Genomic DNA, 13547 nt, shown 5'->3' with positions numbered 1-13547 from the left:
ATGGCGACCCTTACCGCAACCGGGCTTGAGCGGACCGTGGCCTATAACGCCATCGAGGCGCTGCGCGATGTTTACAATCCGCGCAAATTGCGGGCCGGTCAGGAGTTTGATCTTGTCTATTCCGCGCCGATGGAAGACAGCATCGAGCTTCTTGACGAACTGAGCTTCCAGCCTGATCCCGAGACCATTGTTTCCGTGTCACGGACCGATAGCGGTTTTGAAGCATCGTCTGACAAGATCGAATTGACCACCAAAAAGAATGTCGCATCGGGCACCATCGAGCAGAGCCTGTTTCTGGCCGCCGAACGCACTGGCGTACCGATCCCGGTGCTGATGAGCCTGATCGAGCTTTATTCCTATGAAGTCGACTTCCAGCGTGACATCCAGCCGGGTGACAGCTTTGAAGTGATGTATCAGGAACTTGAAAACGACAAGGGCGAGCGCGTGCGCTATGGCGATCTGCTTTATGCGAGCATGACGCTGAGCGGCCATGAAGTGCGTCTTTATTCCTATACCGACAGCAATGGCGAAACCGACTTCTATAATCAGAAGGGGGAATCCTATCGCCGTGCCCTGATGCGTACGCCGATCAATGGCGCGCGTCTGTCTTCCGGTTTTGGCAAGCGCAAGCATCCGATCCTTGGCTATACCAAAATGCATAAAGGTATCGATTTTGCCGCACCGCGCGGAACGCCGATCTTTGCCGCCGGTAATGGAACGATTGCCAAAATCGGCCGCAATGGCGGTTATGGCAATTACATCCGCATCCGCCACAATGATTCCTATGAAACCGCCTATGCCCACATGAAGGGCTTTGCCAAGGGGCTGAAACAGGGATCGCGCGTCAAGCAGGGCGATGTGATCGGCTATGTCGGGACCACCGGCGCTTCGACCGGTCCGCATCTGCATTACGAGATCCTGAAAAACAACGCCCAGGTCAACCCGATCCGCGTCAAGATGCCCAGCGGCAAAAAGCTTAAGGGTGATGAGCTAAAAACCTTCCTGGCCGATGCCGACATCCTGCGCAAGCAATATGCAGAGCTGTCGCTTGATAACCGCAAGATCGCCAGCGCCCAGTAAGCATCATCGCACAATCGCATCGCAAAAAGCCTGCCCGTTTTATCGGAGCAGGCTTTTTTGATGTTCGGGATACAGGGTACAGGAACGGGATACGTCAGCGGGCCCGTACAAGTGCCAACGCGCCACGGGAATGCTGGCGGTCTGATCAGACCGCCCTGCCCGATATAAGGGTAAGGGCAGCGACCTCCGCCTGATAGATAGCAGCGCGGACTTTCGGGCCGGGTCAGTCCGGAAACGTCGAGACCGGATCAGGCTGCGTCGCGGTCGAATTGCAGTTTGGCAAGGCGGCCATAAAGCGGTGATGCTTCGAGCAGTTCCTGATGGGTGCCAATCGCGACCAGCTTGCCATCATCAATCACCGCAATGCGATCAGCATGCAGCACCGTTGCCAGACGGTGGGCGATGACAAGGGTGGTGCGGTCCTTCATAATGGTTTCAAGGGCCTGCTGGACCACTTGTTCGCTTTCGGCGTCAAGGGCACTGGTCGCTTCATCAAGCAACAGGATCGACGGATTGCGCAGGATGGCACGGGCGATCGCGATACGCTGACGCTGACCACCGGAAAGCCGGACCCCTTTTTCCCCGAGATAGGTATCAAAACCATCCGGCAGGCGATCAAGGAATTCGCTGGCATGAGCAGCATCGGCCGCAGCACGAACGTCCGCATCACTGGCATCGGGTCGGCCATAGCGGATATTGTCCCAGGCATTGGCAGCAAAAATCACCGGATCCTGGGCGACAAGGCCGAAACGTGCACGTACCGCAACCGGGTCGGCCATGCGAATATCGACACCATCAACACGAATGGTGCCCTTTGCCGGATCGTAGAAGCGCAACAGCAACTGGAACACGGTTGTCTTCCCAGCCCCGGACGGCCCAACCAGGGCAACTGTTTCGCCGGGTTTGACCGAAAGCGTCAATCCTTCGAGGGCAGAACGATCCGGACGGGCCGGATAATGGAAGGTGACATCTTCGAAGCTGACATGCCCCTGATGGGGGACAGGCATCGGCTGTGGCGTTTCGGGGGCGGCAATCCGCGGTTCGGTTTCAAGCAGCGCAACAAGGCGTTCTGCCGCCCCGGCAGCGCGTTGCAGATCACCGATCACTTCGCTGATCGCACCGACAGAGCCGGCCACCACCACGGCATAGAAGACAAAGGCAGAAAGTTCCCCGGCCGAGATGACCCCGTCAAGAACATCATGCCCGCCGATCCACAGGATGGTGCCAACCGCACCAAACACCATGACAATGACAATGGCGGTCAAAAGTGCCCGGGCCGAAATACGTGCGACAGCCGTTCTGAACGCGCCTTCGACATGATCGTTGAAGCGTTTGCTTTCGATATCTTCGTGGGTATAGGCCTGAACCGTGCGCAATGCATTGAGGGTTTCTTCGGAAAAGGCACTGACATCGGCAATACGGTCCTGGGATTCGCGTGACAGGCGACGCACCCGACGGCCATAACCAACAATCGGCACCACCACCAGCGGCACCACCAGCAGGACCAGTGCTGTCAGCTTGGGGCTGGTGATTGCCAGCATAGTCAAACCGCCGACAAACATCAGCGCATTGCGCAGCGCGATCGAAACACTTGATCCGATGACCGATTGCAAAAGCGTGGTGTCGGTCGTCAGCCGCGACAGAACTTCACCGGTACGGGTGACTTCAAAGAATTCCGAATCCAGCCGGACGATGTGACGATAAACCGCAGAACGGATATCTGCGACCACCCGTTCACCAATCCAGGACACCAGGAAAAAGCGCATATAGCTGGCGCCAGCCAAAAGCAGGGTCACCGCAAACAGCACAAAAAGCGCGCGATCAAGCAACCCGCCATCACCGTCGGCAAAGCCTTCATCGACCAGCATGCGCAGACCGTTGCCCAGCGCCAGCACGGTTCCCGATGCGGTCACCAGCGCAATCAGCGCACCGATCAGCTGTAATCGATATTTCAGAACAAACGGAACAATGGCCCGCAACGAGGACAGGTTCCGACTGGTTTCCCGGTCAATCAGTCTTGCAGAAGCAGTAGGTGTACGCGCCAAGGCCCTTTATCCCGCATGCATAGGGAACGATATAGCCGATCAGCCAAGATCAAGCTTGTTTCCGGTTTTCACCGCCAGATCGGCAGAAAGCTGATCATGGAGCGTGGTCGAACCGCGGGTCGAGGTCCAGGTTTCATTGTCTTCATCAAAGTCATAGTGACTTGCACCACTGACCGGTGAGGACAACCAGACCTGACGGTTCGGGCCATGCTTGTTGATAATGAATTGTTCGCCCGAATCGAGTTCGATTGTCAGGATTCCGGATTGCAAATCGACTTCAAGGTCATCGCCCAGCGCGTCATCGATGACATCGGAAAGGGTCTCGATGGTTTCATCTGCAATCTGATGGAAGCGGGTTTCCTCAAGGGCCACAGTCTTGTTCTCCGTCTGTCGCCGGAAGCGCATCTGCCCCGGCAAGGCGATAATCAATTGTCGGCGCACCATACTATATAAAGTGTGCTGTGCAAGTATGCATAAGATACCGCTTGCGAGAAAAGCTTGAAACGTACGCGCGTGGCTGCTACATGACCGCGAGATCGCTACTGCACTCCCCTCATTTGGCGTTAATCGGATAATTCCCGGTTACAGGGGTTGCGCGAGCCGATTTTTTACACTATACACCGCGCTTCAAATTCCGGAGTGATTAGGCGATGAAAAAAGATATCCATCCCGATTACCATGAGATCACCGTTCAGATGACTGACGGCAGCACCTTCACCACGCAGTCGACCTGGGGCAACCCTGGTGACGTGATGAAGCTCGACATCGATCCGAAAAGCCATCCGGCTTGGACTGGTGTTCACCGTCTTCTGGACAGCGGCGGGCAGCTTGCGAAATTCAAAAAGCGCTTCGCTGGTTTCAATATCGGCAACTAAGCAAAGAACACATTCATGTGTTCTGTGGGATCAGCGCCCGTCGCATCTTGTTGATGCTGCGGGCGTTTTTCTTTGGCAGAACCATTGATTGCGGCCTTGCCGGCACTAAGAAACCTGGAATGACCATAAGGATGATCTGCCATGCAGCATATCTGGTGGTTCTCCGGGCATTTTTTTGCCATAATTCTATTTCGTTTGGATAGGGTGGCACCTGACGTGCCGCCCTCTTTGGCTTGTCAAATCGACCAGGGTTATAGATGAACCAGGTGGCGGCGCGTAACCAGGTAAGTTATGAGGTCTATATCAAAGACCGTTCAGGCCGTTGGCAGATCCACGGCCACTTTACCGGTGCGCAAAAAAAGCAGGCCGAAGAAGAGGCAAAGCAGATCGAACGCGCGAAACATGTTTCGGGCGTCAAGGTGATTCGCGAAGTCTATAACCACGCGACCAACAGCTCGGACGAGTATGTGGTCTATGAGACCCGTGGTCAGGGCAACCTTGAAAACAGCAATGCCCAAAGCCGCCCCAAAGCCAACCGTCCCGCAGCGGCCCAGAAGCCGACCGCCCCGACACCCGAGCCGACAAGGCAAACCGAAAGCAATAGCGCGGACGCCAGCAGCAGCGATGAGGCCAAGGCCCCGAAACCCGCAAGCCCCAAGCGCACATCCGCGGCAGAAAGCCAAAGCATTCTTGGTTTGGCCCTTAAGATGATGATCGCGTTTTGCGTGGCCATCGCCATTGGTCTGGCGACCATGCTGGTTGCGGCCAAGGGATTGGAATATCTGCCCAATATGGGCATGCAGATCAGCCAGGGCTTTTACGACAAAGCCAATTTCATGTCCTTTACGGTCGGTTTCCTTGCCAGTGTCGTGCCGATGCTGATGGCATTGACCAAGAAGTTCAAGGGACGCGCGCGCAGCAAGCCATCATCTGGCCGATCGCCAAAACCCGCACGAACCAGCCCGGCACAGCGAAGCCGCGCCCGTGGAGCATCAAACAGCACGGCAGCATCCGGATCGCGAATGTCCGCCGCCGAAATGGCGGCTGAACTTGAACGCGACGGGATGGCATCCGATACAGATGATGACACCGCGGACTCCGTTCAGGATCAAACCCCGGACGCCCCGATTGATGATACGCCCGACCGGCCACTGGTCGAAACGCGTGAAATGCGTGCAACCCGCGAGCAGATGAAGAACTTCATTTCCGGATCAATGCAGGCGATCAAACGCACGGTGCCGGTTCTCGATGCCTATCACAAATTTGGCGTCAATCTTTATGTCGCGGGCGCGTGCGATGCGTGTAGCGAGAAGAATGCACTCGAACAAAGAGACGGCCGAGCCGTTTTGCGCGACTGCATTTCGGCGCTGGGCGCAAACAAGAATATGGCCGATACGTTCTGCAAGAATGTCGATGACTATATTCTTGAGCCGAAATACAAGGATATGTACGGCGCGGGCCGCGAATCGATGGATGCCTATCTGAAGGATGAGAAAAGCATCATGTCATCGGTATCGCGTGCGATAGCAAACTGGAGCGAAAAGCCCGCCGCCAATCCGCAAGGTGGCGCAGGCAAAAAGCTGCACGCGCTGATGTTTACCGACATTGTCAATTCGACGGCCAAAACCCAGGAACTGGGTGATCATGGTGCACAGCAGATGGTTCATATCCACAACCAGATTGTGCGCACTGCACTGATCAATAATTACGGCAAGGAAGTCAAACATATGGGTGATGGCATCATGGCCGTCTTCCCGTCTTCTGCCAGCTCGGTCGAGGCTGCCATCGAAATCCAGAAGAATATGGCCAATCACAACGCCACCCAGGACCTGAAATTCCAGATCCGCATCGGGATCAATGCCGGCGAAGCCATTGCCGAAGAAAACGACCTGTTTGGCAGCGTTGTTCAGCTTGCCGCGCGCGTTTGCGCCCAGGCTGGCGGGGATGAAACGTTGGTGTCAGGCAATGTCAAAAACACCTATAGCGGCAGCCGTGCGAAGTTTGTTTCGATGGGCACCCGCCAGATGAAAGGCTTTGCCGAACCGGTTGAGGTCTTTCAGGTTCAATCGCGTACCTGATCCGTATTTTACTGCACCGGGTCCTGTGCGGGAAAACTTGTTGCCCGCGCTTCGGCCTCTCCCCCACACATCTACTTACATGCGAGATTGCGCCAGCGCGTCGAAGCCACGCCCGGCCGTCAAGTGATCCGTTGATGTCAGGGATTAAAACGAGCAGTCAGTTTGCACAGCGTGCGGCGACCTGTAGCTCCATGCGCGCAGTACGCATATAAAGTGCCTGTGCCCTGTCCATCAGATCCAGCAATCCCGGCGACAGGAACTGACACGCGTCACTGCGTTCTTCGAGACAAATGCGCAGATCCACCATCAGGTCATCGGTATCGATTGCTTCTTCCCAGCCGATTTCGCCTTCTTCGACAGCACGTACCGCAAGAAGCCATGCCATTGCCCGTATCAGGCGCGTGGTCATGCGCATTTCTTCCAGACAGCGGACCATGGCTTCGCCGCTGTTGTTCTTTTTACGATGCTGACTTCTGTGAGCGGCGAGATAGTTACGGGCCTCGACAAGCAGGGTAAAGGCTTCGTCATATGTCCGCGAGAAATGAACAACCGCAAAATTGCTTTGATATGACGCCTTTTTGGACGCCGGTGGATGCTCGTGTGTCATCCTGTTTATATTGGAAAGGTGCCGAACTGCTTCAAGGCACGGTTCGGCCAAATAGAAAGACCGCCCACTTGCGGGGCGGCCTCACCTCAACCTGCTAAACTTGCCGGACTTTTTAGTTTTATTTTTCTTGGTGAGCGAACTTTAGCCAGCGGTTCATAAGCGGTCAAGGCTATTCATGGCACAAATGTGACAATACGTATTAACCCGTACCCTTTTGCACATTTTACAGATGCGCACTGCCATGGCACGCAGAACTACAAGCAATACAAGTAATTGAATATACAAGATAAAGAAAAAGAACCGCCCTAAAAGGGCGGCTCAGTTTAACAGGGAGGCATCGAAACATCACGTTCGACAAGGGGGTCAACAGATGACCCTCTATTCCACATATAAGACGGGAAGTTTAAATTTCAATTAACCCCAGGTTTAAAAAAATTATCCTCACGTCTAGTATTTGGAAAGGCCATCAATCCTTGTTGCACCACCCGAAACTGTTTCGGACTTAACTTTTGAACAATGCTTCGGCCCCGGCATGGGCACCTTTGCGATGTTCAAGTGCCGCATCGACCCGTTTGATTTCCTGTTCCAGTGCGGTCCGGTATTCTTTCAGGCTTTCAACCGAAATGCCTTCGAGGCTGCGCGGCAGGCCAAATTCACGCTTGCTGACAATGCCAAGATCTTCTTCTTCCACACTCATCCTCCATTTCCTGCAGTCGCTTTTTTCCAACACCCCTGCCCCGTTCGGGTAACGGGATGTCGGTTTGGCTTGTGACCTGTTAGATTTATCGCACTGGTGTCCGGGCATTTTGGCGGCTAACTTGCGCCAATGACCGGTTGACCATTTCAACAAAATTAACAGGTCCTGACCCTAGATAGGTACTAAATCCACAATTCGCCACGGAGGTCGCAATGTCGCACGCCCAATTGCCAACGAAAATGCAGGCTGTCGAAATTCGCAAGGACGCCGATGCCCCCTATCTGGCACTGGCCGAAGCCGATATTCCCGAAATCGGCGATGATGATGTTCTGGTCCGGGTTCGGGCCGCCGGGATCAACCGCCCCGATCTGATGCAGGTTGCCGGCATGTATCCGCCACCGCCGGGCGCATCCGAAATCCCGGGCCTTGAACTTGCGGGCGAGATCGTTGCAACCGGCCAAAAAGTAGGCGACTGGAAAGTCGGGGACAAAGTCTGTGCGCTGGTGACCGGTGGCGGGTATGCGCAATATGCTGCTGTACCGGCGGCGCAATGCCTTCCTGTTCCCGAGAACCTTACGATGGTTCAGGCCGCGGGCCTGCCTGAGACCTTCTTTACGGTCTGGCACAATGTTTTTGACAAGGCCAAGCTGACATCCGGTGAAACATTCCTGGTGCATGGCGGCACGTCGGGGATCGGCACAACAGCGATCCAGTTGGCCAAGGCATTCGGGGCCAAAGTGATCGCAACCGCAGGCAGCGATGAAAAATGTCAGGCCTGCCGCGATCTTGGCGCCGATGTTGCAATCAATTACAAAACGCGCGATTTCGTCGAAGATGTGAAATCCGCAACCGATGGCAAGGGTGCCGACGTCATCCTTGATATGGTTGCCGGTGACTATATCAGCCGCAATTTCAAGGCCGCGGCCTTTGACGCCCGCATTCTGATCATTGCCTTTTTGCGCGGCCCGAAGGCCGAAACCAATTTCACGCCACTGTTGCTTAAGCGCCTGACCTTGATGGGCTCCACACTGCGTGCCCAGCCGGTGGCGAATAAGGGCGCAATTGCACAGTCACTGCGTGAACAGGTCTGGCCGATGATTGCAAACGGGCAGATTGCACCAGTCATCCACAAAACCCTTCCACTAGCCAAGGCAGAGGAAGGCCATGGCATATTGAAGGGTGGCGCACACATCGGAAAAGTGATACTGGAAGTCAGTTGATCGTTTTTGGATATCGGTCCGAACCGTTTACCGGACCTTTCCATCGCAACATGACGATGTTTGCAGATCGAAAAGAAATATTCTTTTCGCAAGTCCGCAACAGATTGTTGCATTTACCCGCACATTGATCGAAAAGAACGCAATGGCGGGTCCGACGATGCGCAGCAACCCTTGGTTCACCCCTTGGTTGCCTTTGCAGCATTGCCGGACCACCAAAAGAGATTATATTCTGGGGCATAGATTCCCGCGCTTTTTGGGCTCATACCCATTGCCGGTCTCCAGAGAGAAAGAAGGAAACAGGAGGAATTATGGCACAGCCCCTCATGCCCAAAGCAACCGCTGTATGGCTTATCGACAATACCGGCTTGTCGTTCCGGCAGATTGCCGCCTTTACCGAGCTTCACGAGCTTGAAATCCAGGCAATTGCTGATGGTGACGTTGGCCAGGGCATCGTCGGTCTTGACCCGGTTGCCAACGGGCAGCTGACCAAGGAAGAAATCGCGCGCTGCGAAAAAGACCCGCGCGAATTCCTTAAGATGGCGAAAACCGATTTGCCGCGTCCGCGCGCGCAGTCCAAAGGTGCCCGTTACACCCCGGTTTCCAAACGTCAGGATCGCCCGAATGCGATTGCCTGGTTGCTTAAGCATCACCCGGAACTGTCGGATGCACAGGTTTGCAAACTGATCGGCACTACCAAGGACACCATCGGTAAAATCCGCGACCGTACGCATTGGAATTCCGCCAATCTGACGCCGCGCAACCCGGTGACCATGGGCCTTTGCACCGAACTTGATCTTGAAAAACAGGTCGTGATCGCACGTTCGAAGAACCCGGAAAAAATCGCCCGCGATGTCGAGCCCGATCCGCTGCCCGAAGAATTGCAGATCAATCCGGAACCGGATTATCCGGGCAAAAAGACCGAAGAGAAAAAAGAAGAGCCGAAAACTTCCGATTACATGGAAGCGGCAGAAAACCTTTTCCGGTCCTGATACGTTTCAAAAGGTCGCCCACGGGGCGGCCTTTTTTCTTTGGGTTGCCCGGCACTTATTGCATAAAGTTTGTTTCACACGATTGCCGCTAAACCGTAACGCAACCGACATATGCGCGACATACCATTCGCCTGCTTTCGAACGAACAACACCGAAGAAACGTTTCCATGCAAAAACGTCCAACTGAACGCCAGGCTGGCATTGTTGAACTTGTCCGCGCCGATGGTTTTCGCACCATTGATCAGCTTGCTGAACGCTTTGACGTCACCCCGCAGACCATCCGCCGTGATGTGAATGCGCTGTGTGACGAAGGATTGCTGCGCCGTCGCCACGGCGGCGTCGAACCGGCACTTGAACATGAAAATATCGCCTATCGGGCGCGCAAGGTTCTGAACGTCAATGAAAAGCGCAAGATTGCCGCCCTTGTCGCGCGTGAAATCCCCAACGGGGCGTCGCTGTTCTTTTCGATCGGCACCACACCGGAACTGGTGGCAAGCGCGTTACTTCAGCATCGCGACCTGCGGATTTTCACCAACAATCTGAATGTGGCCTATGTTGCGGCAACCAATGACAGCTTTGACGTCACCCTGATTGGTGGCCGGTTGCGTAACCGTGACCGCGATGTTCTTGGCCCCGAGGTCGAGGCATTCTTTAACAGCTACAAGGTCGATTACGGGATTTTCGGCGTCGGTGGTATTGATCCCGATGGCAGTCTTCTGGATTTCGATGAACAGGAAGTCCGCGCCCGTTCGGCAATCCTCAAGAATGCGCGCAAATCATACCTTGTTGCCGATCATACCAAATTCGGCCGGAACGCTGTGGTGCGGGGTGGTTCGATCACCGATGTCAGTGCATTCTTTACCGACTGCCTGCCCCCTGATCACATCATGGCGATGATCAACCGTGCGGGCGTTACCATGCACATGCCCGAACCCAACGCGGAATTTCCGACCTTTTACGTGCCCGAAGAAGACTAGGCCACATCGCACGCACCCCCGCATTTGTCAGGACGACTTGCGGGTTTGCGCTGCTGCCATCAGGCTGTTGCGGACTTCGCGCAATGCCGGGGTCAGTGTTTTATCCCGGCGCATGACGATGGCCAGTTCACGCGATAATGGCGGATTAAGCGGCCGGGTCGTGACCGGAAACTGGGTGCGGCCCGGGCGTGCGCCCATTTCCGGCAAAATTGTCGCCCCGATCCCCGCCCCGACCAGTTCCTTGATGGCTTCGACACTGCCAAGTTCCATGATCGAATGTCCGGCAACCCCGGCATCACGCAGCCAGTCATCTACAAGGGTTCTGGTCAAACCACCGCGTTCATAAAGCACCAGCGGCTGGGTTTCGAGATCCCGGGGGTGAATAATATCGGGCACATCCGCGTCCCCGGCAAAGATTGCCACGAACGGATCGGTCATGACCGGCATGATCGACAGGCTTCTGCCGCTGCACGGCATGGTTACCAGCCCGATATCAAGCTGGTTGTCTTCGATTGCGCGGACAATGTCGCTGGTATTGCCGGTCCGCACCATGATTTCGAGCTTCGGATAGGCCCGTTGCAGTTTTTCCAGAACGGCTGGCAGAAAATAGATACAGGCCGTTGCCCCGGTGCCGATCCGCACCTGACCGGCGGGGCCATCGGCAAAGCTTGAAACCGCATCCAGTGCGGAACGGATCGATGCATCAATCCCGCCAATATGGGCCAGTAATGCCTGCCCGGCAGCGGTTGGTTCGGCCCGCTTGCCCACCCGTTCAATCAGCTTGACGCCAAGCCGTTCTTCAAGCTGGCGCACCTGCTGGCTGATCGCGGGCTGGCTCAGATTAAGTTTGGCGGCGGCTGCCGAAAAACTGCCAAGTGCGACCACATCGGCAAAGGCATGAAGCTGATCAAGATTAAGGGCGCGCATATCAAACTTTTCCTTATGACATGCATAAGATTTCAAAACTTACGTTATGATAGAATTCGCCGTACTGTCTGGTCAAACAAATCAACACCGGACAATAAAATGTGCCTGACAACCAGCGACCCGATCCCAGTTACCCGCATAACCGTGCGCGATGCATGCGATGCAGATATGGCGCACATCACCGCGATTTATCGCCACCATGTGCTGACCGGGACGGCATCGTTCGAAGAAATTCCGCCATCACAGGATGAAATCACCAGCCGGTTTCATGCAATCCGTGACAAGGGAATGCCCTATCTGGTGGCGATCCGCGACCAAAGCATCGTCGGATATTGCTATGCCAGTTCCTATCGTCCGCGCACGGCCTATCGCCATACGGTGGAAAATTCGATCTATGTGGCCCCGGATTGCGCCGGTCAGGGTGTCGGCAGTCTTTTGATGGGTCATCTGATCGAGCGTTGCGAAAACGGTCCCTGGCGTCAGATGGTCGCAGCGATCGGCGACAGCGCCAATCACGCATCGATTGCCCTTCATCGAAAATTCGGGTTTGAGCAAACCGGCGTTTTCCATAATGTCGGCTTCAAGTTTGGGCGCTGGCTTGATTCCATCCTGATGCAACGCCCCCTTGGCGATGACAAGCCGGTTCTTCCCGGTCCGCTCGACAAATGATCCGGCCCCGCACTGTTATTGCCCTTGGCCTTGCCCAATTGATCAGTTGGGGGACGGCCTATTACCTGATCGGGAATTTCGGTGCGATCATTGCCGCACGACATGGCTGGGACAGTGCAATTGTCTATGCCGGGTTTTCATCGGCACTGCTGGTCATGGGGATTTGTTCATCGACATGCGGGCGGCTGATTGATCAAAGGGGCGGACGGCCGGTGATGTTGGCGGGGTCGGTGCTTAACGCGCTTGGTTGTTTGACGCTGGCCTTTGCCGATCAGATCATCTGGCATTTCGTTGGCTGGGTCATTCTGGGCATTGCCATGCGCGCGACGCTTTATGATGCGGCCTTTGCCACACTGGCGCGCATCGGTGGTCCGAACGCCGGTCGGGCCATGGGGCAGATCACCCTGTTTGGCGGACTTGCATCCACCGTGTTCTGGCCGGTCGGTCATCTGATCGAAAGCCAGTTTGGCATCACCACCGCCCTTGCAAGCTATGCCGGATTTGCCATTTTGACGGTTCCGCTGCATTTGATGCTGCCGCCGGCTTCGCCCAACAGTGATTATGAAACCAACACCGCCGCCTCATCGTCACCAACGGCCCATGCCCCGTCTGGTGATATCGCGGCAAATCCAAAAGTGCCAGCCCGCGAAGGAACACCGGTAAACAAGCAGCTGTGCGGGATTCTGTATGCGGTGATTGTAACGGTTCTGAATGTCGTCAATGCCGCGATGTCAGCCCATATGATCGCGGTTCTGATCGGGCTTGGTCTGGGCACCGTGATTGCCATTGAAACAGCAAGCCTGCGCGGAATTGGTCAATCGATCGCACGGGCGGCCGAAGTGCTGTTTGGCAAACGGCTTGCGCCAACCAGGCTGACGGTGCTGGCGACCGCGATCCTGCCGGTCTCCTTTTTGCTGGTTCTGATCGGGGATCCCCATGTGATGGCGGCGATGGCATTCACGTTTTTATATGGTGCTGCCAACGGCGTTCTGACCATCACGCGCGGGACATTGCCCTTGATGATTTTCGGGCGGCGCGGATATGGACAACAGGTTGGCAGGTTGCTGATCCCGGGCTTCTTTTTATCCGCCATCGCGCCCAGCCTTTATGATCAGCTGATTGCCCGTTTCGGACCGCAATCTGCGATCTGGGCATCAGCCGGGTTGCTTCTGATCGGGTTCATCAGTGCAATCGTCCTGTACCGGATGCTCCCCCCCGGTCACACGCACATCCCGATGGCAGAACAATCCTGACAGCCGGCCCTTTCACCAAGTCCGGCAACCCCGCACCGAGCTGAGCTGAGCTGAACCGAACTGAGCCGGACCGGACAGAGCCAACACCTCCGCCATCCCGACAACGTCCAAGAAAAAACGCCTGCCAATC

General features: G+C 55.5%; 14 protein-coding genes (1 of these 14 running past the window's edge). 8 read left to right on the top strand and 6 right to left on the bottom strand.

What is annotated here, in order from left to right:
* On the top strand, positions 1 to 1080 hold the 3' portion of the coding sequence (locus SIB88_RS07850; RefSeq protein ID WP_412557801.1) for a peptidoglycan DD-metalloendopeptidase family protein. The gene continues 231 nt to the left of window position 1, outside the view; 1080 of the gene's 1311 nt are visible here — the last part of the coding sequence; the start codon falls outside the window, past its left edge; the stop codon is at positions 1078 to 1080.
* A gap of 248 nt (positions 1081 to 1328) precedes the next feature.
* Here SIB88_RS07850 and SIB88_RS07845 read toward each other — a convergent pair whose 3' ends face one another.
* Both SIB88_RS07845 and cyaY read right to left on the bottom strand, forming a co-directional pair.
* The gene (locus SIB88_RS07845) at positions 1329 to 3125 is read right to left on the bottom strand and encodes an ABC transporter transmembrane domain-containing protein (RefSeq protein ID WP_412557800.1); all 1797 of its coding nucleotides are present in this window, start codon (positions 3123 to 3125) and stop codon (positions 1329 to 1331) included.
* A gap of 39 nt (positions 3126 to 3164) precedes the next feature.
* On the bottom strand, positions 3165 to 3497 hold the full coding sequence (gene cyaY / locus SIB88_RS07840) for an iron donor protein CyaY (protein WP_228196492.1): 333 nt from the start codon (positions 3495 to 3497) through the stop codon (positions 3165 to 3167).
* 278 nt (positions 3498 to 3775) lie between these two features.
* On the opposite strand from cyaY, the gene rpmE reads away from it, so the two are divergent.
* Positions 3776 to 4000 (top strand): 50S ribosomal protein L31, encoded by a 225-nt coding sequence (gene rpmE / locus SIB88_RS07835; protein ID WP_068519706.1) that lies wholly within the window; start codon positions 3776 to 3778, stop codon positions 3998 to 4000.
* On the opposite strand, the gene SIB88_RS07830 is transcribed toward rpmE, so the two are convergent.
* Positions 3997 to 4143 (bottom strand): hypothetical protein, encoded by a 147-nt coding sequence (locus tag SIB88_RS07830; protein ID WP_412557799.1) that lies wholly within the window; start codon positions 4141 to 4143, stop codon positions 3997 to 3999. The genes rpmE and SIB88_RS07830 overlap by 4 nt on opposite strands.
* A gap of 114 nt (positions 4144 to 4257) precedes the next feature.
* On the opposite strand from SIB88_RS07830, the gene SIB88_RS07825 reads away from it, so the two are divergent.
* On the top strand, positions 4258 to 6078 hold the full coding sequence (locus SIB88_RS07825; RefSeq protein ID WP_412557798.1) for an adenylate/guanylate cyclase domain-containing protein: 1821 nt from the start codon (positions 4258 to 4260) through the stop codon (positions 6076 to 6078).
* 157 nt (positions 6079 to 6235) lie between these two features.
* Here SIB88_RS07825 and SIB88_RS07820 read toward each other — a convergent pair whose 3' ends face one another.
* Both SIB88_RS07820 and SIB88_RS07815 read right to left on the bottom strand, forming a co-directional pair.
* Positions 6236 to 6685 carry a DUF1465 family protein gene (locus SIB88_RS07820; RefSeq protein ID WP_288350567.1) on the bottom strand — a complete coding sequence of 150 codons (450 nt, stop codon included), beginning with the start codon at positions 6683 to 6685 and terminating at the stop codon, positions 6236 to 6238.
* A gap of 502 nt (positions 6686 to 7187) precedes the next feature.
* Positions 7188 to 7382 carry a DUF1192 domain-containing protein gene (locus SIB88_RS07815; RefSeq protein ID WP_068519703.1) on the bottom strand — a complete coding sequence of 65 codons (195 nt, stop codon included), beginning with the start codon at positions 7380 to 7382 and terminating at the stop codon, positions 7188 to 7190.
* Positions 7383 to 7594: 212 nt separating this feature from the next.
* On the opposite strand from SIB88_RS07815, the gene SIB88_RS07810 reads away from it, so the two are divergent.
* The 3 genes from SIB88_RS07810 to SIB88_RS07800 all read left to right on the top strand — a co-directional run bounded on the left by SIB88_RS07810 (position 7595) and on the right by SIB88_RS07800 (position 10568).
* The gene (locus SIB88_RS07810; RefSeq protein WP_412557797.1) at positions 7595 to 8602 is read left to right on the top strand and encodes an NAD(P)H-quinone oxidoreductase; all 1008 of its coding nucleotides are present in this window, start codon (positions 7595 to 7597) and stop codon (positions 8600 to 8602) included.
* A 308-nt stretch (positions 8603 to 8910) separates the two neighbouring features.
* Positions 8911 to 9591, top strand: coding sequence for a DUF1013 domain-containing protein (locus tag SIB88_RS07805; RefSeq protein WP_068519701.1), 681 nt, complete (start codon positions 8911 to 8913; stop codon positions 9589 to 9591).
* A 167-nt stretch (positions 9592 to 9758) separates the two neighbouring features.
* On the top strand, positions 9759 to 10568 hold the full coding sequence (locus SIB88_RS07800; protein ID WP_068519700.1) for a DeoR/GlpR family DNA-binding transcription regulator: 810 nt from the start codon (positions 9759 to 9761) through the stop codon (positions 10566 to 10568).
* A 27-nt stretch (positions 10569 to 10595) separates the two neighbouring features.
* Here the strand turns inward: SIB88_RS07800 and SIB88_RS07795 are convergent, their stop codons facing one another.
* Positions 10596 to 11495, bottom strand: a complete 900-nt coding sequence (locus SIB88_RS07795) for a LysR family transcriptional regulator (RefSeq protein WP_412557796.1) — start codon at positions 11493 to 11495, stop codon at positions 10596 to 10598.
* Between the two features lie 99 nt (positions 11496 to 11594).
* On the opposite strand from SIB88_RS07795, the gene SIB88_RS07790 reads away from it, so the two are divergent.
* Both SIB88_RS07790 and SIB88_RS07785 read left to right on the top strand, forming a co-directional pair.
* Positions 11595 to 12164: an N-acetyltransferase family protein gene (locus tag SIB88_RS07790; RefSeq protein ID WP_412557795.1), complete on the top strand. Its 570-nt coding sequence runs from the start codon at positions 11595 to 11597 to the stop codon at positions 12162 to 12164.
* Positions 12161 to 13417: an MFS transporter gene (locus tag SIB88_RS07785; RefSeq protein ID WP_412557794.1), complete on the top strand. Its 1257-nt coding sequence runs from the start codon at positions 12161 to 12163 to the stop codon at positions 13415 to 13417. Before SIB88_RS07790 ends, SIB88_RS07785 begins: the two co-directional genes overlap by 4 nt.
* Positions 13418 to 13547 lie beyond the last annotated feature (130 nt).

Origin of the sequence: Thalassospira sp. MIT121401 (genome assembly GCF_047125595.1) — a bacterium.
Lineage (GTDB): Bacteria > Pseudomonadota > Alphaproteobacteria > Rhodospirillales > Thalassospiraceae > Thalassospira > Thalassospira povalilytica.
The sequence above is the reverse complement of the archived record's forward strand: the minus strand, read 5'-3'. Positions and strand labels throughout refer to the sequence as shown.

What these genes read in the sequence shown, in the direction of transcription:
- rpmE (WP_068519706.1), top strand. Translation starts at nt 3,776, where the DNA reads ATGAAAAAAGATATCCATCCCGATTACCATGAGATCACCGTTCAGATG.
- SIB88_RS07830 (WP_412557799.1), bottom strand. Translation starts at nt 4,143, where the DNA reads ATGGCAGATCATCCTTATGGTCATTCCAGGTTTCTTAGTGCCGGCAAG.
- SIB88_RS07825 (WP_412557798.1), top strand. Translation starts at nt 4,258, where the DNA reads ATGAACCAGGTGGCGGCGCGTAACCAGGTAAGTTATGAGGTCTATATC.
- SIB88_RS07820 (WP_288350567.1), bottom strand. Translation starts at nt 6,685, where the DNA reads ATGACACACGAGCATCCACCGGCGTCCAAAAAGGCGTCATATCAAAGC.
- SIB88_RS07815 (WP_068519703.1), bottom strand. Translation starts at nt 7,382, where the DNA reads ATGAGTGTGGAAGAAGAAGATCTTGGCATTGTCAGCAAGCGTGAATTT.
- SIB88_RS07810 (WP_412557797.1), top strand. Translation starts at nt 7,595, where the DNA reads ATGTCGCACGCCCAATTGCCAACGAAAATGCAGGCTGTCGAAATTCGC.
- SIB88_RS07805 (WP_068519701.1), top strand. Translation starts at nt 8,911, where the DNA reads ATGGCACAGCCCCTCATGCCCAAAGCAACCGCTGTATGGCTTATCGAC.
- SIB88_RS07800 (WP_068519700.1), top strand. Translation starts at nt 9,759, where the DNA reads ATGCAAAAACGTCCAACTGAACGCCAGGCTGGCATTGTTGAACTTGTC.
- SIB88_RS07795 (WP_412557796.1), bottom strand. Translation starts at nt 11,495, where the DNA reads ATGCGCGCCCTTAATCTTGATCAGCTTCATGCCTTTGCCGATGTGGTC.
- SIB88_RS07790 (WP_412557795.1), top strand. Translation starts at nt 11,595, where the DNA reads ATGTGCCTGACAACCAGCGACCCGATCCCAGTTACCCGCATAACCGTG.
- SIB88_RS07785 (WP_412557794.1), top strand. Translation starts at nt 12,161, where the DNA reads ATGATCCGGCCCCGCACTGTTATTGCCCTTGGCCTTGCCCAATTGATC.